This is a genomic window from Pseudomonas fluorescens, assembly GCF_005938625.1.
Classification (GTDB): domain Bacteria; phylum Pseudomonadota; class Gammaproteobacteria; order Pseudomonadales; family Pseudomonadaceae; genus Aquipseudomonas; species Aquipseudomonas fluorescens_BD.
This window is the reverse complement of the sequence record NZ_VCNJ01000001.1, coordinates 169421-190933: the sequence shown is the minus strand read 5'-3', so window position 1 is coordinate 190933 and position 21513 is coordinate 169421. Positions and strand designations below refer to the sequence as shown.

16 protein-coding genes are annotated in these 21513 nt (G+C 59.1%); 9 read left to right on the top strand and 7 right to left on the bottom strand.

The features are described from left to right. Positions 1-30 precede the first annotated feature (30 nt). Positions 31-1032 carry a D-xylose ABC transporter substrate-binding protein gene (gene xylF / locus FGA82_RS00800; RefSeq protein ID WP_064118124.1) on the bottom strand — a complete coding sequence of 334 codons (1002 nt, stop codon included), beginning with the start codon at positions 1030-1032 and terminating at the stop codon, positions 31-33. Positions 1033-1181: 149 nt separating this feature from the next. Beyond that, on the bottom strand, positions 1182-2498 hold the full coding sequence (xylA, locus tag FGA82_RS00795) for a xylose isomerase (RefSeq protein WP_141125667.1): 1317 nt from the start codon (positions 2496-2498) through the stop codon (positions 1182-1184). Between the two features lie 175 nt (positions 2499-2673). Here xylA and FGA82_RS00790 point away from each other — a divergent pair, with 175 nt between their 5' ends. Beyond that, positions 2674-3855 (top strand): XylR family transcriptional regulator, encoded by a 1182-nt coding sequence (locus FGA82_RS00790; RefSeq protein ID WP_141125666.1) that lies wholly within the window; start codon positions 2674-2676, stop codon positions 3853-3855. Positions 3856-4981: 1126 nt separating this feature from the next. On the opposite strand, the gene FGA82_RS00785 is transcribed toward FGA82_RS00790, so the two are convergent. The 4 genes from FGA82_RS00785 to FGA82_RS00770 all read right to left on the bottom strand — a co-directional run bounded on the left by FGA82_RS00785 (position 4982) and on the right by FGA82_RS00770 (position 9913). Then, positions 4982-7381 carry a TonB-dependent receptor gene (locus FGA82_RS00785; RefSeq protein WP_141125665.1) on the bottom strand — a complete coding sequence of 800 codons (2400 nt, stop codon included), beginning with the start codon at positions 7379-7381 and terminating at the stop codon, positions 4982-4984. 67 nt (positions 7382-7448) lie between these two features. Continuing rightward, entirely contained in the window at positions 7449-8411 is a 963-nt protein-coding gene (locus FGA82_RS00780) for a FecR domain-containing protein (protein WP_141125664.1), read from the bottom strand. Further along, positions 8402-8920, bottom strand: a complete 519-nt coding sequence (locus FGA82_RS00775) for a sigma-70 family RNA polymerase sigma factor (RefSeq protein ID WP_141125663.1) — start codon at positions 8918-8920, stop codon at positions 8402-8404. The genes FGA82_RS00780 and FGA82_RS00775 overlap by 10 nt, the downstream gene beginning before the upstream one ends. A 93-nt stretch (positions 8921-9013) precedes the next feature. Further along, complete coding sequence (locus FGA82_RS00770; RefSeq protein ID WP_141125662.1) at positions 9014-9913, bottom strand: helix-turn-helix domain-containing protein; 900 nt, start codon at positions 9911-9913, stop codon at positions 9014-9016. 162 nt (positions 9914-10075) lie between these two features. On the opposite strand from FGA82_RS00770, the gene FGA82_RS00765 reads away from it, so the two are divergent. The 8 genes from FGA82_RS00765 (at position 10076) to FGA82_RS00730 (ending at position 20325) form a co-directional block, all read left to right on the top strand. After that, positions 10076-11434: a glutamine synthetase family protein gene (locus tag FGA82_RS00765; RefSeq protein WP_042704900.1), complete on the top strand. Its 1359-nt coding sequence runs from the start codon at positions 10076-10078 to the stop codon at positions 11432-11434. 157 nt (positions 11435-11591) lie between these two features. Continuing rightward, positions 11592-12680 carry a polyamine ABC transporter substrate-binding protein gene (locus FGA82_RS00760; RefSeq protein ID WP_141125661.1) on the top strand — a complete coding sequence of 363 codons (1089 nt, stop codon included), beginning with the start codon at positions 11592-11594 and terminating at the stop codon, positions 12678-12680. Continuing rightward, a complete protein-coding gene (locus FGA82_RS00755; RefSeq protein ID WP_141125660.1) occupies positions 12677-13978 on the top strand; it encodes an NAD(P)/FAD-dependent oxidoreductase in 1302 nt (433 codons plus the stop codon). The genes FGA82_RS00760 and FGA82_RS00755 overlap by 4 nt, the downstream gene beginning before the upstream one ends. Positions 13979-14214: 236 nt before the next feature. Continuing rightward, positions 14215-15870, top strand: a complete 1656-nt coding sequence (locus tag FGA82_RS00750; protein ID WP_141125659.1) for an intermembrane transport protein PqiB — start codon at positions 14215-14217, stop codon at positions 15868-15870. A gap of 17 nt (positions 15871-15887) precedes the next feature. After that, complete coding sequence (locus FGA82_RS00745) at positions 15888-16439, top strand: PqiC family protein (protein WP_141125658.1); 552 nt, start codon at positions 15888-15890, stop codon at positions 16437-16439. A 218-nt stretch (positions 16440-16657) separates the two neighbouring features. Next, positions 16658-17671, top strand: coding sequence for an iron ABC transporter substrate-binding protein (locus tag FGA82_RS00740; RefSeq protein WP_141125657.1), 1014 nt, complete (start codon positions 16658-16660; stop codon positions 17669-17671). After that, positions 17672-19270: an ABC transporter permease gene (locus FGA82_RS00735; protein WP_141125656.1), complete on the top strand. Its 1599-nt coding sequence runs from the start codon at positions 17672-17674 to the stop codon at positions 19268-19270. Then, the gene (locus FGA82_RS00730) at positions 19267-20325 is read left to right on the top strand and encodes an ABC transporter ATP-binding protein (RefSeq protein ID WP_141125655.1); all 1059 of its coding nucleotides are present in this window, start codon (positions 19267-19269) and stop codon (positions 20323-20325) included. Before FGA82_RS00735 ends, FGA82_RS00730 begins: the two co-directional genes overlap by 4 nt. Here the strand turns inward: FGA82_RS00730 and FGA82_RS00725 are convergent, their stop codons facing one another. Further along, positions 20326-21216, bottom strand: a complete 891-nt coding sequence (locus tag FGA82_RS00725; protein ID WP_141125752.1) for a site-specific integrase — start codon at positions 21214-21216, stop codon at positions 20326-20328. Positions 21217-21513: the final 297 nt, after the last annotated feature.

Genomic DNA, 21513 nt, shown 5'->3' with positions numbered 1-21513 from the left:
TTTTCGCATCACCGGAGATTTGTGATGGGATCACTTCCCGGCGATTTGCGCCTTGGTGTAGAAGCCGTCCTGTTCGAGCAGGTCGATGTTGTCCTTGGTCAACGGGGTTGGCGTGAGCAGGATGGTGTCGACTTTTTTGCTGCCGTTGTCGTACTGCGAGCTGAAGGCAGGTTTTTCGTTGCGCGCCAGTTGCACCGAGAGCTTGGCCGCTTCGCTGGCGATGAGTTTCAGCGGTTTGTACACGGTCATGGTTTGCGTGCCGGCGATCACGCGTTTGACCGCTGCAAGGTCAGCGTCCTGCCCGGAAATCGGCACTTTTCCGGCCAGTTGCTGTGCCGCCAGTGCCTGAATCGCTCCGCCTGCCGTGGCGTCGTTGGAGGCGACGATGCCGTCGATTTTGTTGTCGTTGCGGGTCAGGGCGTTTTCAACAATGCTCAGCGCCTCGGTCGGGTTCCATTCCTTCACCCACTGTTGGCCGACGATCTTGATATCGCCCTTGTCGATGGCTGGTTGCAGCACTTTCATCTGGCCTTCACGCAGGATCTTGGCGTTGTTGTCGGTGGGCGCACCACCGAGCAAAAAGTAATTACCCTTGGGCGCGGCATTCAGTACGCCGCTGGCCTGCATCTCGCCGACTTTTTCGTTATCGAAGGAAATGTAGGCGTCGACATCAGCGTTGAGAATCAGACGATCATAGGACACAACCTTGATCCCGGCTTTCTTCGCTTCGGCCACCGCGTTGGTCAGCACCGTGGCGTTGAACGGCACGATGACGATGACATCGACGCCCCGGGAAATCAGGTTTTCGATCTGGGAAATCTGCTTTTGCTCGTTGGCATCGGCCGACTGTACGAAGACCTTGGCGTCCATTTTTTCTGCCGCCGCGACGAAGTAGTCACGGTCACGCGACCAGCGTTCCAGTCGCAGGTCATCAATGGAGAAACCGATTTTCGGGTGGGCAGCGTCAGCCATCACCGGCAGAGACAGCAAGGCCAGGGCAGTGGCCAATAGCGTGCGTTTTACGTTCTTCATAGTGGGGCGTCCTTTTATTGTTGTTGGAAAGACACGGCCTGACGATGAGTATCGGGCTGGTAAAACTGTAGAGAATCCGCAGGCGCCGCAGGCACAGATTTGTCGCAGAAATGTCACCGCGTGGATGCGCCCGCAGACTCTCTGTGTGATCAGCGATAGATAAACCGGTTGACGATGTTCTCAAGCATTTCCTGGCGGCCGCTGACGGCTTGTGGGTTCAACTCGTTGGTGAACGCGTGCTCGGCCAACGACTCAAGGTTGAAGTCACCGGCCATCACCGCCTGCCCGAACGGCTGCTGCCAACCGGCGTAGCGTTGATCCTTGAGCCGTTGCAGTTCGTCGTTCTGCACCATGGCCGCAGCGCGCTCCAAAGACAGGGCAAGAACGTCCATGGCACCGACGTGGCCATGGAACAGATCAATCTGATCGAGGCTTTGCCGGCGCACCTTGGAGTCGAAGTTGAAACCGCCATTCTTGAAACCGCCGGCCTTGAGGATTTCGTAGGTGGCCAAGGTCATTTCTTCGACGCTGTTGGGGAATTGATCGGTGTCCCAGCCGTTTTGCGGATCACCCCGGTTGGCGTCGATGCTGCCGAAAATCCCCAGCGAGACGGCGGTCGCAATCTCGTGATGAAAACTGTGGCCGGCGAGGGTCGCGTGGTTGGCCTCGATGTTGACCTTGATTTCGTGCTCCAGCCCGAACTGCTGGAGAAAGCCGAACACGGTGGCGCTGTCGTAATCATATTGGTGCTTGGTCGGCTCCTGCGGTTTCGGTTCGATCAGCAGGTCACCGGTGAAACCGATCTTGTGCTTGTGCTCGACCACCATGCGCATAAAGCGGCCCAATTGTTCGCGTTCACGCTTCAAGTCCGTGTTGAGCAGGGTTTCGTAGCCTTCGCGACCGCCCCACAACACGTAGTTGGCGCCTTTCAAACGATGGGTCGCGTTCATGGCGCTGAACACTTGAGCCGCGGCGCAGGCGAACACTTCCGGGTCCGGGTTGCTCGCAGCACCCGCAGCGAAACGCGGGTTGCTGAAGCAATTGGCGGTGCCCCACAAAAGTTTGATTCCGCTTTGTTCCTGATGTCGCTCCAGGTGATCAACCATCTGCGCGAAGTGGTTGCGGTACTCCTTCAGAGAGCTGCCCTCCGGGGCGACATCGGTGTCATGGAAGCAGTAATAGTCGATGCCCAGTTTGGAGAAGAATTCGAAAGCGGCGGCTGCCTTGCCGATGGCCAGTTCCATAGGGTCACCGGCGTGTTGCCATGGGCGCTTGAACGTCCCCGCACCGAACACATCGGAACCTGGCCAGACGAACGTATGCCAGTAACAGGCGGCCATGCGCAGGTGTTCGCGCATGGGTTTGCCGAGGATCAGTTTGTCGGCGTCGTAGTGACGAAAGGAGAGGGGAGAATCGCTGTCTGGGCCTTCGTAGCGAATCGCATCGACATCGGGGAAATACTGCATGGACCTTGTCCTTGTTGTTCTTGGCGGTGTTTCGATACTAGCAACGGCCCTGTGCCCGCTGATTATGAAAAACATCAACACGGGGTGCGATTTTGCGTATTGAGCTTCGTCGCCCACGGGCCTAGTCTGTGCCAATCGCCTCCGTGACCAGAGGCCCGGAACAAGCATAAAAACAATGAAAACCGTACCGCCTGTTCACCGCATCGCCCTGTTGTTCAACGGCAGCAAGATCTACGACCGCGGCATCATTAGCGGCATCGGCAACTACCTGAGCAGCACCCGCGCTTCCTGGGACCTGTTTCTGGAAGAGGACTTCCTCTGTCGTTTGAAAGGCATCGAGCGCTGGCAGGGTGACGGGATCATTGCCGACTTCGACGACCCGCTGATTGGCGAGGCACTGGCCGATATCCAGATGCCGGTGGTAGCGGTAGGGGGCTCGTACGAGGATAAGCGCGCCTATCCGAAAGCGATTCCGTACGTCGCCACCGATAACAACGCGCTGATGACGCTGGCTTATACGCACTTGATCGAGGCGGGACTGCAACGTTTTGCCTGCTTCAGCCTGCCGGAAGCGCAGGCCAATCGCTGGGCTCAGGAGCGCGAAAAAGCCTTTCGCAAACTGATGAAACGCGACGGCCTGCACGGCGAAATCTATCGCGGCATGGGCACCAGCGCACCGCTGTGGGACAGCGCCGTCGAACAACTGATCGCCTGGCTGCACAGCCTGCCCAAACCCATCGGCATCATCGCCGTCAGCGACGCCCGCGCGCGCCAACTGCTGCAAGCCTGCCTGACCGCCGGGATTGCCGTGCCGGAGCAGGTGGCACTGATTGGCATCGACAATGATCCATTGACCCGCAGCCTGACCCGCGTGCCGCTGAGTTCGGTTATTCAGGGCACGGAAACCATGGGCCGTACCGCCGCGCAATTACTCCATCAGATGCTGCACGGCATGCCGTCGACCGGCACGCAGATCCTGATCCCGCCGGATGCTGTGAACGTGCAGGTGTCGAGTTTGCATCAACCATTGGGCAATCCGTACGTCATGCAGGCGCTGCTGTTTATTCGCCAATACGCTTGCCAAGGCATCAAAACGGCGCAGGTCGCGGCTTATGTCGGTGTGTCGCGTTCGTCCCTTGAAGCGCATTTTCGGGCTGAGCGTGGTTGTAGCGTGCATGACGAGATTTTGCGTTTCAAATTGGCAGCGGCGACCAAAGGCCTGACAAGTAGCGATTCGGTAATTGCCGACGTTGCGCGCAGTTGTGGGTTTAAGTCTGCGCAGTATTTGCACACGGTTTTTCGGCGGGAGTTTGGTTGTACGCCTAGGGAGTATCAGCAGGGGGCGGGAATGCGTTAAACGATGCAGGTGGTTGCGGCAAGGGCGCATAGCCGTAATACATGATTTAACATAATATACATTACACGTAACAATATGTTTCGAGATTAGCCCGGTTGCTGTCGAGATTTTTTAAATATGCGAATAAACAGCTAAATATGAAACGGCCGAAAAATCAGCCCCTTAGTGACATCCGCTCACTGCATCGTCCAGAAAATATTATTTAAATATGCGCATCAGCTTTCGTACCGGATCGGAAATCCTTAAAACGTCAGCGTGGTGAATCGAGCCTGGTGTCCTTCGTTGCCGGAGTTGTTGCAGATCGCCTGCCCAGTAATCGTTTGACTTCTCAAAGGTCTAGCGCCGATCTTGCCGCATCCGTCGCACCTGATCGGTCTGCATTAACAACGCTTCCAAGAATGTCAGCAATCATGACGCTGTGTGAAATCTGAGGCTTTCGGCATGGTGTCAGTGCGCGGATTTCAAGGACAGCCATACCGGTATTGGCCAATGCCTGGTGACGCCGTCGATAATTTCGCTCCTCGCGAGCCATGCACCAAGCATTGTTCTGAAACACCATTTAAGTATGAGTCAGGTGGCAAATGTAGGCGCCTTTTCCGGCTAGCGGCGCTGCTTGATCTGACGGCTTGAGCATTCCTGGATCGGGAAGTCGCCGGGAAGCACTTCAAGCGGTTTTCGGTGCATTCTTGACACAGTAAACAGAATGCCTGGAGCTCATGCTGTACGCTCGAAATGCGGGCCAACATGTATGTGATAAACACGATGAAGTACGGTTTTGCCATTGTGAAAACATACAACTATTTAAGCGGTCTAAACGTGTTTGGAAATGTCGACTAGATTAGCGAGCGCCCGTTTTAAAGGCGTCGCAGCGTATCCCGAGCTGGCAATAACGCAATTGGGGATTGCCGACTTCACCCGTTCCGATTATTCACGGCTGCTTTTCATTAGCGGCCTGTTTAACTACTGTTTTCTCGTAGCACATTCGTTTTGGAGGTGTAACGTTATTGGTCTGGGTGCAACTCAACTAAATAGATGTTTAGTGTAGTTAACGTAATATCGACAAAAATAGAAGATTTTCGCCATCATTACCCTACTCCATAAGTCGATCTGTTTCGCCCCGGCGGGATCAAAAGTCCACCGTTGCCGACAACAAATAAGTTCGCGGTGTCGAAAGCGTCAAACCCGGCTCACTGTCATCCGAAGCGCCTGCCGAACTCCAGTAGCGTTTATCCAGCACGTTCTCGACATTGGCGCGCAGCGTGACGGTTTTCTCATCGACTTTGAATGCATAACGCGTCCCTACGTCGAAGCGCTCCCAGGAGTCGATTTCCTTGTCGTTCGATTGGTCCAGATACTGCGCGCTGGAATAAATCCCGCGTCCGGTCAGCGTCAACCCCTGCACCGTCGGCACGTCCCACTCTGCGCCCAAGTTGACGTTGTATTTCGGCGTCGCCGGCGCGCGATTGCCGTCGAAGGTGCCATTGGTGGTGTTGGTCAGCTCGCTGTCGATGTACATCACGCCACCGAGCAACCGCAAGCCTTTGAGCGGTTCGCCGAACACGCTCAGCTCCACGCCGTCGTTCTGTCGCTTGCCGTTGGGGCCGAAGACTCGGGTCGCCGCGTTGGTCTCGTAAGCCGGCTGCTTGATCCTGAATACTGCTGCCGTCAGCGCATACGAACCGGCGTCGTACTTGGCGCCGACCTCGACCTGACGGCTAATAAATGGCGGGAAGATCTCATCCTCATTCACTGATGTCGAAGGCGCAATCTTGCCCTGACTCAAACCTTCCATGTAGTTGGCATACAGCGACAGCTTGTCAGTCGCCTTGAACAGAATTCCGCCCGATGGCGAGACTTTTTCCTCGTCGTAAGCGGTGTCACCTTTGACGTCATCGCTCCAGTCATTGACCTTCACCCGTTGCCAGCGCGCACCGAGGGTCAACAGAAGCCGATCATCAAAAAAGCCCAAGGTGTCGGACAACGCCACGCCGCTGAAGCGGTTTTCCGTGTAGACCTTGGCGTCATTGCGCGTCGGCGTGCCGGGTTTGGCGGTTTCCATCGGGTCATACAGATTGCTGCGCCCGGCCGCATATCGCGCGCCGCCATTCTCGAAATCCATATAAAAGTAGCTGGCCGCCAGATTGACTTCGTGGCTCACCGGCCCGGTGTGGAACCAGTTGCGCACACCGGCCGTGGCGGTACGGACATTTTCATCGCGGGTGAAATCCCGCGGTTGCACGCTGAAGTCGCCGGCATCGTTGGTCACGGAAACCGCATGTCGAAGGAAATCGTGATTGCTCTTGCGGGCGCCAACGCCGCCGTAGACCATCACCGAATCATTGACATCAAACTCAGCGTTGAGCGTGCCGAAGGTGTCCTCGGTTTTCGCCTGAGTCCACGGTTGCGCGTAGTTGCGATGCACCTTATTGGCGCTCGGAACCTTGGCATTCGCCGCGACCTGCACGCGCTCCTGCGGTGCGTCGGTATCGCGCTCGGTGTGGCCAATATCGGTCGAAAGTCGCAAGCGCTCACCGCGAAAGTCCAGGCCGAGCACCGCCATGTCGCGGTCGACACTCTGGTGATCCCACTCGGTGTCGCCGGACTGTTTGACGCCGTTGAAGCGCAGGCCGAACTGATTGTCCTCACCGAACCGCCGGCCGACATCCACCGCGCCGCCGACCTGATTGTTCGACGCATAATTGGCCGTCAGCGAAGTGATCGGCTGATCGCTTGCACGCTTGGGCACGACGTTGATCCCCCCGCCTACACTGCCCCGCGGCGAAATACCGTTGATGAGTTGGCTCGGGCCTTTGAGAATGTCGACGCGTTCGGCCATTTCCATGTCGATTGTGTAAGTCGGCAGAACCCCATAGAGGCCGTTATAGGCCACGTCACTGTTGAACAGACTGAAACCACGGATGGTGAACTGCTCGTAACGTCCACCGGCCGGGTTGGTCGCGCGCACCGATGGGTCGCTGGCAATCAGATCACCCAGCGTGCGTGCCTGTTGGTTTTTAACGGTTTCGCTGGTGTAGGTGGTCATGCTGAACGGGGTTTCCATGAAGTCTTTCGACCCCAGCAAACCCTGTGAGCCGCGACGCGCCACCTGGCCTCCGGCAAAGACATCGGCACCTGTCGAATCGCTGGCGCCGAGGATCGAAGTCGGTGCAAGTTGCAGGCTGCCAGCCTCCGGCGCAGGCACCAAGGTGTAAGCGTGTTCGCCCAGCGGTTGCAGTTGCAAACCAGAGCCCAGCAACAACCGGGTAAACCCCTCCTCCACGCCAAACTCGCCGGACAAACCATTGCTGTTGCGCCCGCTGACCAGCGCCGGATCGACAGACAGATTGACCCCGGCCAACCCGGCAAACCGCGTCAACGCTGCACTCAGACTACCCGCCGGCACTTGATAACTGCGCCGGGCGTCTTCGGCCCAGCTCGACTGGATCAACACAGGGCTGGCACTCAGGCTCAGCAGCAGGCTCAACTGCAACAACGGACGCAAACGACTTGGGAATACTGCGGGCATTGGAAGACGCTCTCGATTTTGTTCACTTGCCTGGAATGACCAGCGAGGCGAAAAAAAGGGACAGGCTTCAGCCAGTTTTTTCTGAGGGGGGAATATTTCGAGGCGTGAGAGACACCCAGAACCGCGTGCGCGTATGAACGTCGATCGGCAGGCTCGCCGCGAGCAGTGCGAGGATTTGATCAGTATTGTCGAGGCGGAAACTGCCGGTGATGCGCAACGCTTCCAACGCCGGATCCCAGCGCAACAGCCCCGAACGATAGCGACTCAGCTCGCGCAAGAAGTCTCCCAGCGCTTGGTTCTGCGCCATCAACACGCCGTCACGCCAGCCCGGCATCAACGCATCGAATGCTTTGACGGAACCTGCGCCAGACGCTTGCAGGCTGACCTGCTGTCCTTGATTCAACACCAGCGCGGGTCCGTGCAACGGCTGTAACTGCACCGTACCGCTGACCACCGCAACATTGCAGTCACGCTCATTGAGACGCACGCAAACCTCGCTGCGACTGACGATGATTCGCCCGTAAGGCGCGTTGATGGTCAGCGCCGAAGTGCCCGGAACGTTGAGCGCGATCTCGCCACGCACCAGCGTCACTTGCCGTGCCGGCAAATCGACATTCACTGCGCTGGCGGTGTTGAGTTGCAACGAACTGCCATCGGCCAACGGCAAACGCTGGCGCTCCCCGGTGCTGGTGTGCAGATCGGCACGCCAGACGTCCATCGGCAATTGTCGACTGATCAGCCAGGCCGCCGGCACCAGCGTGGCGAGACCGAGTGCACGTTTCAGCGCGGCACGCCGCGCCAGATCCGGACGATCCAGCGTGGCCAGGGCCAACGCCGCCGGCACCGCGGAAAAGCGCTGGCGCAGCAGTTGAATCTTCTGCCAGGCATTTTCATGACGACTGTCACTGCTGCGCCAATGCTGCAGTCGCGCGTGATCGTCATCGGTGGCATCCCCGGATTCGAGCAGCGCCAGCCATTGCGCGGCGGCGCGTGCCACTTCGCGCACTTCTGCGTTGGGCGCTACGCGCATGCTAGATCCAACATCAAGCAATGCTCGTAAGCCTGCGCCATATAACGTTTTATTGTGCGTTCGGAAACTTGCAGGCGCTCGGCGATTTCGCGGTAACCGAGGCCTTCAAGCTGACTCCACAAAAACGCCCGGCGCACCGCTCGCGGCAAGCCATCGAGCAGCTCATCCAGCGCTTGCAGGGTTTCCAGCAGCAGCCAGCGCTGTTCGGGCGACGGCACGCACTCTTCAGGCAATTGCGCGAGGGCTTCGAGGTAGGCTTTTTCCAGACTGCGGCGGGTGTAGAAGTTGCTCAGCAGGCGCTTACCCACGGTCAGCAGATACGCGCGCGGTTCACGCATGTCGGCAATCGGTTGAGCGCTGCACAGCACGCGCAGGAAGGTGTCCTGGCTCAGGTCCGCCGCATCCCAGGCATTGCCCATGCGCCGCCGCAGCCAGGTTTCCAGCCAGCCTCGGTGATCACGATACAGTTCGTGCAGGTGCTGCGGCGATGGCGTCGCTGCTTCAGTCATCTCAAGAGGCCCTGCGCGAAGTAAGAATTCAAATGAGACTGATTCTATTTAACTTCGCTTGGGACACAAAGATCTTTTTGCCGGTTAGCGCAATCACGAGCGTTTCAGCGTCTCGCTCGGCAGCTCTTTGAACAGCGCCCGATAACTGCTGGAAAACCGCCCCAAATGCCAGAACGACCACTGCATCGCCACCTCGGCCACGGTGGTTTCCGTGGGTCGGCGCTTGAGCAGTTCGCGGTGAGCGCTGTTCAACCGGCGCAGGCGCAACCAGTGACTCGGGGTCATCCCGGTGTAGGCCTTGAACGCCTGCTGCAATTGCCGCAACGGCACCCCGGCCACTTGGGAAAGCTCCAGCAGATTGACCGTGTCTTCCGGCGAATCTGCCGCCCACTCTCCAACCCGCTTCATGATCATCCGTTCTTCGGTACGCCGCTGTAAGCCACCGCGATCGAGGCTTGTGTGAGCGTTGTCGAGAATGAACAGACAGTCTTCCAACAGCTGCAGTGTCAGCGCATCTTTATCAAGAAAATCAATAGCGTGCGCAACCTTCGTGAGAGTCGAGCTTAACCACCGACTGAACAAGGCGTTCTGTCCGCAATTGAGTTGCGTCATGAACAACCCCTCGAGTTTCGCCACATCCAGACCGTGCTGGCGGACAAATTCCGGGCCGAACACCACGGCGATTTCCTGGTAATTCTCCGGGGTGATCCAGATGTTGCGGCTGTCTTCGTTGAGCAAGTAAAGCGCGTTGTCGCTGCGATCAAAACAGAACGCCAAGGCACCGGCTGGCGCGCTGAAATTCTGCTCGACGCGGGTGTTCATCTGCTCTTCATAGACCTCGACACCCTGCAGATCCAGATAGCGGATCTGCCCGGCGAAATGGCCCGGCGACATCTGTTGGTAATGCTGGACCCAGCCCGGTGTGGCACGGACTTGCTCGGCCACATCGGCGGTGTTGAACGCTTGAACCTGGAGCGGATTGCACGTTGTCATGGAGTGACCTTGCGCACTCTTTTGGTGCGCTTTGGTGCTGCTTAAAGTGGATAGATGGAACTGCAAGGCTCGCCCAAGATAGTCGTCAACGCGCCACAGGGGAAGGGGCGGAAGATGAAACCCGCCCTCCCCGGCGTCTATAAAACCAATAACGAGGTCTTTATGAATGCCCCTTTCGATCAGCTGTTCACGTGGCTGAAAGATCACAAGATTACCGAAGTCGAATGTGTGGTCAGCGACCTGACCGGCATTGCCCGCGGCAAGATCGCACCGACCAACAAATTCCTGCATGAGCGAGGCATGCGCCTGCCGGAAAGCGTGCTGCTGCAAACGGTAACCGGGGATTTTGTCGACGACGACATCTACTACGACCTGCTTGATCCTGCCGATATAGACATGGTCTGCAAGCCAGTGGCTGACGCGGTCTACGTGATTCCGTGGGCGATCGAACCGACCGCCATCGTCATCCACGACACCTTCGACAAGTTCGGCAACCCGATCGAACTGTCGCCGCGAAACGTGCTGAAGAAAGTCTTGCAGCTCTACACCGACAAAGGCTGGAAGCCGATCGTTGCGCCGGAAATGGAGTTCTACCTGACTCAGCGCTGCGAAGACCCGGACTTGCCGCTCAAAGCACCGCTGGGCCGCTCGGGTCGCGCCGAAAGTGGCCGGCAGTCGTTCTCCATCGATGCTGCCAACGAATTTGATCCACTGTTCGAAGACGTCTACGACTGGTGCGAACTGCAAGGTCTGGACCTCGACACGCTGATCCACGAAGACGGCCCGGCGCAGATGGAAATCAACTTCCGCCACGGCGACGCGCTGGATCTGGCTGACCAGATCACTGTGTTCAAACGCACCATGCGTGAGGCTGCACTCAAGCACAACGTTGCGGCGACGTTCATGGCCAAGCCGATCGGTGATGAGCCGGGCAGCGCCATGCACATCCACCAGAGTGTGGTCGACATCGCCACTGGCAAACCGATTTTCGCCAATGAAGACGGGCAAATGAGCGAACTGTTCCTGCACTACATCGGTGGTTTGCAGAAGTACATTCCGAAAGTGCTGCCGATGTTCGCGCCGAACGTCAATTCGTTCCGCCGTTTCTTGCCGGACACCTCAGCGCCGGTCAACGTCGAATGGGGCGAAGAGAACCGCACCGTCGGTTTGCGTGTACCGACTTCCAGCCCGGAAGCCATGCGCGTGGAAAACCGCTTGCCGGGCGCCGATGCCAACCCGTATCTGGCGATTGCCGCCAGTTTGCTCTGCGGTTACATCGGCATGGTCGAAGGCATAGCGCCGAGCGCTGCGGTCCAGGGCCGTGCGTACGAACGCCGCAATCTGCGCCTGCCGATCACCATCGAAGAAGCGCTGACGCAGATGGAAGAGTGCGAGGCCGTTGCGCAATACCTTGGCGACAAATTCGTCCGTGGTTATGTCGCGGTGAAGCGTGCCGAGCATGAAAACTTCAAACGCGTGATCAGCTCGTGGGAGCGTGAGTTTCTGATGCTCAGTGTTTAACCCAACCCAAAAGATCCCCTGTGTCGATCGTTCCCACGCTCTGCGTGGGAATGCAGCCCGGGACGCTCCGCGTCCCATCCAAAGCCGAACGCGGAGCGTCCGTTGAGGCATTCCCACGCAGAGCGTGGGAACGATCATTATAAGAAGAGGTGTCGAAATGCGTCTGTTGAAATCCGTACTCCCGGTCGCCCTGAGCGTGCTGTTCAGCGCCGTAGCGCAAGCCCAGCCCCAAGTCAGCGTCTACAACTGGACCGACTACATCGGCGAAACCACCCTCGCCGACTTCCAGGCCAAAACCGGGATCAAGGTGATCTACGACGTTTTCGACTCCAACGAAACCCTCGAAGGCAAGCTTCTCGCTGGCCGCACCGGCTACGACGTGGTGGTGCCGTCCAACCACTTCCTCGCCCGTCAGGTGAAGGCCGGCGCGTTCCTCAAACTGGATCGCTCGCAACTGCCGAACTTCAAGAACCTCGACCCGAAACTGCTCGAACTGCTGGAGAAAAACGATCCGGGCAACGAACACTCGGTGCCATACCTGTGGGGCACCAACGGCATCGGCTACAACGTCGACAAGGTCAAACAAGTGCTGGGCATCGACCACATCGATTCCTGGGCCGTGCTGTTCGAACCCGAGAACCTGAAGAAACTCACCCAGTGCGGCGTGTCGATGATGGACTCCGCCGACGAAGTCTTCCCAGCCGTCCTTAATTACATGGGCATGGACCCGCGCAGCGAAAATCCGGAAGACTATAAAAAGGCTGAAGCGAAGCTGCTGAGCATCCGCCCGTACATCACCTATTTCCATTCCTCGAAGTACGTATCGGACCTGGCCAATGGCGATATCTGCGTGGCCTTCGGTTACTCCGGCGACGTGTTCCAGGCCGCCAACCGCGCCAAGGAAGCCAAGAACGGCGTGAACATCGCCTACGCCATTCCGAAAGAAGGCGCCAACCTCTGGTTCGACCTGTTGGCCATCCCCGCCGATGCGAGCAACACCAAAGAAGCCCATGCTTTCATTAATTACCTGCTCGATCCGCAAGTGATCGCCAAGGTCAGCGCCTCGGTCGGTTACGCCAACCCGAACCCGGCCGCCAAGCAGTACATGGATCCGGAGCTGGTCAACAATCCTGAGGTGTATCCGCCTCAAGAAGTCCTCGACAAGCTCTACATCTCTACCACCCCGCCTCAAGCGATCATGCGTCTGATGACCCGCTCCTGGAGCAAAGTGAAGTCGAACAAATGAATCAGTACACCGAAGAACACGCCCGTTCCTATTACGCTGCTTCGGCTCGGGCGACTACACCTTATCCGCAACTGGAAGGTGATCTGAGCGCCGATGTCTGCGTGATCGGCGGCGGGTTCACCGGGGTCAACACGGCTATTGAACTGGCGCAGCGCGGGCTGTCGGTGGTGTTGATCGAAGCCCGGCGTATTGGCTGGGGCGCCAGCGGGCGCAATGGCGGCCAGTTGATTCGCGGCATCGGTCATGAGGTCGAAGGATTCGCCAAGTATGTCGGTCAGGAGGGCGTGCGCTATTTGCAGCGCGCCGGCATCGATTCGGTGGACCTGGTGCGTCAGCGCATCGGCGACAACGGTATCGAATGTGATCTGCGCTGGGGCTTCTGCGACCTGGCCAACACCCCGGCGCAGTACGCTGCGTTCAAGGATGAATTGCTCGACCTCGCCGAACTCGGTTACGCCCACGAAACCCGCCTGATCGGCCCGGAGCAGATCCGCCAGCACGTGGTTAATTCCGACATCTATGCCGGTGGGCTGGTGGACATGGGGTCCGGTCACTTGCACCCGCTGGATCTGGTGCAAGGCGAAGCGCGACTGGCAGCCTCGTTGGGCGTAAGGATTTTCGAGCAGAGCGAAGTGCTGGAAATCATCCACGGCGCGACCGTGCAAGTGCGCTGCGCCCACGGCACGGTGCGCGCCGGCAGCCTGGTGCTCGGCTGCAATGCGCATCTGGACGAGCTCGAACAGCAACTCAGTGGCAAGGTGCTGCCGGCCGGCAGCTACATCATCGCCACTGAGCCATTGTCCGAGGAGCGCGCCGCGCAACTGATCCCGCAGAATCTCGCAGTCTGCGACCAGAAAGTCGGCCTCGATTACTACCGGCTCTCGGCAGACCGACGCTTGCTGTTCGGCGGTGCCTGTCATTATTCCGGGCGCGATCCGGCAGACATCGCCGCTTATATGCGACCGAAGATGCTCAAAGTCTTCCCGCAACTGACGGACGTGCGCATCGATTACCAGTGGGGCGGCAAGATCGGTATCACCGCCAACCGTTTCCCGCAGGTCGGCCGGCTCAAGCAACACCCGAACGTGTTCTACGCGCAGGGCTATTCCGGGCATGGCCTGAACGTCACGCACTGGTGCGCGAAACTGCTCGGCGAGGCGATTCACGCCGGTCACAGCGAGGGCATGGACGTGTTCAGCGGCGTGCCGCACATGACCTTCCCCGGCGGCCCGGCACTGCGATCGCCGCTGTTGGCACTGGGTATGTTCTGGTATCGCTTGCGGGAAATGCTCGGCTGACAGCACAAGCAGCGCTGTCGCGATCTGATCGTTCCCACGCTCTGCGTGGGAATGCCTCAAGGGACGCTCTGCGTCCAGTGACGCGGAGCGTCACGGGCTGCGTTCCCACGCAGAGCGTGGGAACGATCAGGCGCAGGAGGGCTATACACATTTGCTCTATCGCCAAGCACTTCTATATTGATGAGGTGCTTTTGCGTTCCTGACGCTCAGTGCCCAATCAATCGAGGAGGACATGGATGAAGTCGTCAGCCACCGACGAGCCGCGAGCGCCAGGCCAAGCCCCAGTCAAAACACGCCGTTTCGGCATTTCACTGGTCTGGATCGTGCCGATTGTCGCGGTGCTGGTGGGCATCTCGCTGGTGGTGCACAACCTCATGCAGGAAGGCCCGACCATCACCGTGACCTTCAAGACCGGTGACGGTCTCACGGCCAATAAAACCGAAGTCAAATACCGCAATGTAGTGATCGGGCATGTCTCGGATGTCGAACTGGCCGACGATCACAAAAGCGTGAACGCGACGATCAAACTGGCCAAGCAGGCCGAAAGCTTTACCCGTGAAGATTCGCAGTTCTGGGTGGTGCGGCCACGCATCGGCGCCGGCGGCGTCTCGGGCATCGATACCCTGCTGTCCGGCGACTACATCGGTGCCGACATTGGCGAAGCGAATAACCGCGCGAAAACCTTCAAAGGCCTGGAGAACCCGCCGCCCATCACCTATGGCGAACCGGGTAAAACCTTCTCCTTGCACACCTCGGATCTGGGCTCGCTGGACATCGGCTCACCGGTTTACTACCGCAAGATCCCCGTCGGCCAGGTGGTGTCCTATGCGCTGAATCCCGATGGCAAAGGCGTCAACATCGAAGTGTTCATTCATTCACCGAATGACGCCTACGTCACCGAAAACACTCGTTTCTGGAACGCCAGTGGCGTTGATGTCAGCGTCGGCGCCAATGGTTTCGCGGTGAAAACCGAATCACTGTCGACCCTGCTGGTGGGCGGCATCGCCTTCCGCGCACCGGATTACAGCCCCAACGACACGGTCGCGGCGGAAAACAAAGACTTCGAACTGTTCGCCGACCAGACCGCCGCCCTCGCCCCGCCCAACGGCAAGGCGCAGTACCTGAGCCTGCGTTTCGATCAGGCTTTGCGTGGGCTGAAGGTCGATGCACCGGTGGAATTTCTCGGCGTCGAAATCGGTCGGGTGGTCGCGGTCAATCTCGACTTCGATGAAGTCAAACGCACGTTCCCGGTCAACGTCGGCATCGTCATTTACCCGCAGCGCCTGGGCCGAGCGCACGCCAAAATGCTCAAGGCCTTCAACGGCGACGAAAACGACGAAGCCACCGGCGCGCGCCTGCTCGGCACCTTCATCGAAAACGGCCTGCGCGCCCAGGCCCGTAACGGCAACCTGCTCACCGGCCAGTTGTACATCGCGCTGGATTTCTACCCGAAAGCGCCGAAAGTCGCGTTCGACCCAACTGCCCGCCCGGTCAGTATCCCGACGATTCCGGGCAGCCTCGAACAATTGCAGGAAAAACTCGAAGCGATGGTCAACAAGATCAACGCATTGCCAGTCGAGCGTATCGCCAGCAACCTCGACAGCAATCTGGTCGAGCTGCGCAAAGGCCTGACTCAGTTCAACGCGAAGACCTTGCCGGGTGTGCAGAGCACCCTCGCCGACGTCAGCAAGACCTTGCAGTCCGCCAATTCAACGCTGGCCGAAGACTCGCCGCAACGCGAGAAGTTGGGCGAGACCCTCGAAGAACTCGGGCGCATGTCGCGCTCTCTGCGTGAGCTCTCCGACTATCTCGGGCGTCATCCGGAATCGTTGATTCGTGGCCGTCCCGACAACGCGGCACCGCTGGACCTGAAAGGACCGCCACGCAATTGAGCACAGGAGCTGAACCCATGGCATCACCGCTGAAGATTACTGTGCTCGCCGCCGTCATGCTGCTGAGCGCCTGCCGCAGCGACCCGATCAGCTTTCACACCCTGACTCCGGTGCAACCCGGCGCCGGCCACAGCGGTGCCGACATCGCGATCGAGGGCATCACCGTGCCGCCGCAAGTCGACCGTGCGCAAATCGTCATACGCGAAGGCAACAGTGGTCTGGCGATTCTGGAAACCGAATGGTGGGGCGCCAGCCTCGCCGACGAATTGCGCAGTGCGCTGGTTGATCAACTGAGCAACGCGGCCGGTCAGCAAAGAATGTCGGTGCGCGTCGATGTTCAGCGTTTCGATTCGATTCCCGGCCAGTATGGCTTGATCGATGTGAAATGGCGGCTGCGTCCGCTCGGCGCGACTGAAAGCACGCTCCTCACCTGTCGCTCAGTGATGCAAACCCCCTCGGGGCCGAGCATCGATGAACTGGTTGCGGCGCAGCAGAACAACGTCAAACGTCTGGCTGCACTGATCACTCAGGCTGCCGGCAGTGCACGCGGCTGCCCACCCTCCTCCTGAATCTTCGCCACGTAAAAAACTCACGTTAAGACGCACGGCCCTCGTGCGTCGTCGAGTCGCTGCTAATCTGAATAGGAATGACATGTATTAACGGTTTTTTTAACGTTTTTTTCTCATTTGCCTGCCTACATTGCCAGCGACTCAACACTTGCAAATCATTCGCATCACCTACGCCGAAGGTTTGCCCATAACGTCTAAAAGCCCGGAGCCCGCCCGCCATGAGTCCACACCTTCCCACCTTCCTGAAACGCGCCGCACTGGCCACCGCTCTGCTCGGCTGCGCCCCACTGTGGGCCGCCGACGGCGTTGGCCTGCTGGTGTACAACGCCCAGCACGAAAGCCTGACCAAAGCCTGGGTGGCCGGGTTCACCGAAGAAACCGGGATTCCGGTGACGATTCGCAATGGCGATGACACCGAAATGGGCAACCAGATCGTGCAGGAAGGCGCGGCCTCGCCGGCAGACGTGTTCCTCACCGAAAACTCCCCGGCGATGGTGCTGGTCGACAACGCCAAGCTGTTCGCGCCCATCGCGCCGGCGACGCTGGAACAAGTCGATGCGGCGTATCGGCCGGCCCATGGCCAGTGGATCGGCATCGCCGCCCGTTCGACCGTGTTCGTCTACAACCCGGCGAAACTGGCCGAGAAAGACCTGCCCAAATCCCTGCTGGATCTGGCCAAACCGGAGTGGAAAGGCCGTTGGGCTGCCTCGCCGGCCGGCGCGGACTTCCAGGCCATTGTCGCCGCCGTGCTGGAGCAGAAAGGCGAAGCCGCCACCCTCGATTGGCTTAAAGGCATGAAAACCAATGCCACCGTGTACCGCGGCAACAGCGCTGTGCTCAAAGCGGTAAACGCCGGGCAGATCGACAGTGGCGTGATCTACCACTATTACAGCTTCGTCGATCAGTCCAAGACCGGCGAAAACAGCAAGAACACCCAGCTTTACTACTTCAAGCATCAGGACCCGGGCGCGTTTGTCAGTACCTCCGGCGCTGGCGTGCTGGCCTCCAGCAAACACCAGGAAGAGGCGCAGAAGTTCGTCAAATACATCACCGGCAAAGAAGGCCAGGAGATTCTCCACAGCGGCACTTCGTTTGAATACGCGGTTGGCAAAGACGCGCCGTCCAACCCGAAACTGACGCCGCTGAAGGATCTTGATGCGCCAACCGTCGACGCGTCGAAACTCGATAGCAAGAAAGCCGTCGAGCTGATGACCCAGGCGGGAATCCTGTAAGTGCTCCCCGAAACCCTACCCGCGCAGGTCGCAGCGACGGCCTCCGCGAGCCTTAGACTTAAACCCCGCGCCCTCACCGGTCGCGGGGGTTCGTGGGTGGTTGCGCTCGCGATCAGCGTTTCATTGCTGTCACTGTTGCCGATCGCGTTTGTACTCGGTGTGTCATGGGCGACTGGCTGGGCGACTATCGAAGCGTTGGTGTTCCGCCCACGGGTGGCGGAACTGCTGATCAACACCGTGCTGCTGGTGTTGATCACGTTGCCGCTGTGCATTCTGCTCGGCACCGCACTGGCATGGCTGACCGAACGCACCAACCTGCCCGGTCGACGCCTGTGGTCATTGCTGGCCGTGGCGCCGCTGGCGGTGCCGGCGTTCGTTCATAGCTATGCGTGGGTCAGTCTGATTCCATCGATTCACGGATTGCCGGCCGGCGTGCTGGTGTCGGTGATCGCGTATTTTCCGTTTCTTTACTTGCCGATTGCGGCGACCTTGCGCCGACTTGATCCGGCGATTGAAGACGTTGCCGAATCCCTGGGTCTGAAACCCTGGGCGGTGTTTTTCCGGGTGGTGTTGCCACAGTTGCGTCTGGCGATTTGTGGCGGTGCGTTGCTGGTTGGGCTGCACTTGCTGGCCGAGTACGGCCTGTACGCGATGATTCGCTTCGACACCTTCACCACGGCGATTTTCGATCAGTTCAAATCGACCTTCAATGGCCCGGCGGCGAACATGCTCGCGGGTGTTCTGGCGTTGTGTTGTCTGGCCATGCTCACCGTCGAATCCGCCGCCCGGGGCAAGGCGCGCTATGCCCGCGTGGGTTCCGGCAGTGCGCGCGAACAACGCACCGTATTGCTGAGTCGCGGCACCGTCATCCTCGGGCTGAGCCTGCAAGGGCTGACCTGCCTGCTCGCCCTCGGCGTGCCTTTGCTGACGCTGGGCCGCTGGCTGATTGCCGGAGGCGTTGAGGTCTGGGGCGGTGGCGAGCTGTTACCTGCGCTGTTGCAAACGCTGTCGTTCGGCGTGGCCGGGGCACTGTTGACCAGTCTGGCGGCGATTCCGATTGCCTGGCTGTCGATCCGCGCGCCGGGCAAATTGCAGCGCTTGCTTGAAGGCTGCAACTACATCACCAGTTCGCTGCCGGGCATTGTTGTGGCACTCGCGCTGGTCACCGTGACCATCCATTTCGCCCGGCCGATCTACCAGACCACCATCACCGTGCTGCTCGCCTATCTGCTGATGTTCCTGCCCCGCGCATTGGTCAGCCTGCGTGCCGGTTTTGCCCAGGCGCCAGTGGAGCTGGAAAATATTGCGCAAAGCCTCGGTCGTTCGCCGCTGCGGGCCTTGTGGCTGATCACCCTGCGCCTTGCCGCGCCGGGGGCTGCCGCCGGCGCCGCACTGGTGTTTCTGGCGATCACCAATGAACTGACCGCGACCCTGCTGCTCGCACCTAACGGCACGCGCACCCTGGCCACCGGGTTCTGGGCCATGACCAGTGAAATCGATTATGCCGCTGCCGCGCCTTACGCACTGTTGATGGTGCTGTTATCGCTGCCGCTGACCGCCCTCCTCTATCACCAATCCAGGCGCACCGCTGGCCGATGAACGCACTTGAACTGATCTCTCTGAGCAAATCCTTTGGCGCGCAGAAAGCGCTGGATGACATCTGTCTGTCGGTGCCGACCGGCAGCCGCACGGTGATTGTCGGCCCGTCCGGTTCCGGCAAGACCACGCTGCTGCGGATGATTGCCGGTTTCGAATTCCCCGACGCCGGCAGCCTGACCCTCAACGGTCAGGTACTGGTCGACAGCTCTCATGCAGTGCCCGCTTACCAACGGCAAATCGGTTATGTCCCTCAGGATGGTGCGCTGTTTCCGCACATGACGGTCGCCGCCAATATCGGCTTCGGCCTGGCGTTGACCGGTACAGCGCGCACCGAGCGCATCCAGCAACTAATGGACAGCGTTTCGCTCGACGCCAACATGGCCGACCGTTGGCCGCATGAATTGTCCGGCGGCCAGCAGCAACGGGTCTCCCTCGCGCGGGCACTCGCGCAACAACCGCGACTGATGCTGCTCGATGAACCGTTCTCCGCCCTCGACACCGGCCTGCGCAGCGCCATGCGCAAAATGGTCGCGCGTCTGCTGGAGGACGCGGGTGTCACCACGATTCTGGTGACCCACGATCAAGGCGAAGCGCTGTCATTTGCCGATCAGTTGGCGGTGATGCGCGGCGGTCGGCTGGTGCAGTCCGGGCATCCAATGGACCTTTACCGCTATCCCGACGACGAGCAGACCGCACATTTCCTCGGCGAAGCCGTGGTGATGCCGGCGCGAATCGAATCCGGTCTGGCCCACTGCGATCTCGGTCAGGTGCCGGTGAACAGCAACGGTTTTATTGGTAATGCACAGATCATGCTCAGGCCCGAACAATTGCAACTGTCCGGCTCGGCGTCCGGTAGCCAGGGCTGTCCCGCCGTGGTCACCGAACGCGACTTCGCCGGCAACACCTGCACCCTCACCGTCGAACTGCGCTCGCCGATCAATCAGGATCCCGGCCGCTCGCTGTTGGTACGCAGCTCCGGCATGCACGCGCCACCAGCAGGCAGCGACGTGCAGTTATCGGTACTCGGTGCGGCTCACGTCTTCGCGCTTCCCTGATCAGAGATCGAAGCGATCCACCGCACGCCGCCGCTCGTTGTCATCGCGCACATCGTAGTTGGCGGTGGTCTGGATGTTGCTGTGGTGCGCGAGCTTCTGCGCAATCGACAAATCATGCTCCTCGATCACCCGCGTGATAAACGAACGGCGGAAATCGTGAGGCATGATCTTCACCCCGACCTGAGTACCCCGCTGACGGGCGATGTAGTAAATCGCGTGTTTGGTGATGCGCTCGCGGGTGATATGACTGCCGCGACGGATACGGTTGAACAGAAAGGCATCGTCACTCTCGCCTTCCTTGAGTTGCGAACGCCGCAGTTCCAGCCACGCATTGAGTTTGGCGAACGCCCACGCCGGCGCGTACTTGATCAGTTGTTTATTGCCTTTGCCGGTGACGGTCAGACTGCGTTCAGTGAAGTCGACCTGATTCAAGTCCAGGTCCACCGACTCCGATTTACGCATGCCGGTGCCGTACAACAGCGCAATCACTGCCGCATCGCGCAACCCCTGAGGGCGTGGATCAGCGGCGCAGACTTCCATCAGTTCATGAATCAAGGTGCGCTTCAAGTTGCGCCCCTGGGACAAACGCGTACCGGCAATGCCTTTGACCGAACGCATCTTCAATAGATGATCCTGGCTGATCAAACTCATCCGCCAGGCTTCATTCATCACCCCGCGCACGGCATTTACATACAGTGAAGAAGTGTTCGGCGCATAGTTGTCTTCACGCAAAGCAGCGACCAGAGCGACCACGTCTTCAGGTTGTAATGCGTGCCAGGGAATTTCCTCGACATTCATGTCTTCAAAACCGAGACGGTCGGCCGCGTCCTGCAAAACGTAACGCATGGTCAGCTGGCTGGAGGGGGCCAGGCGCGCAAGATACAGGGTCATCGGATTGGTTTGGCGGGTTTGCAGCGGTACAACGGACAAGTCAGTCAAACGTAAAGGCCTTGAGTAAAAACAATTCAAAACAGCAACTAATAACTGCAACATTTCCCCTATAAAGGGGACACTTCCGTAGGACTTTTCTACTAAAAACGACGATAAACGGTAGAAGTCTGAACAGCGGCTGTATGAGTTCTAGATAAACGATTCGCCGACCGGTTTTTCATGTTCCTTTCACAAAAACGGGCATAACCTTAATTCCAACAGATCCCGTGTCGGCGCCGTCCAAACTGCCGCGCGAAG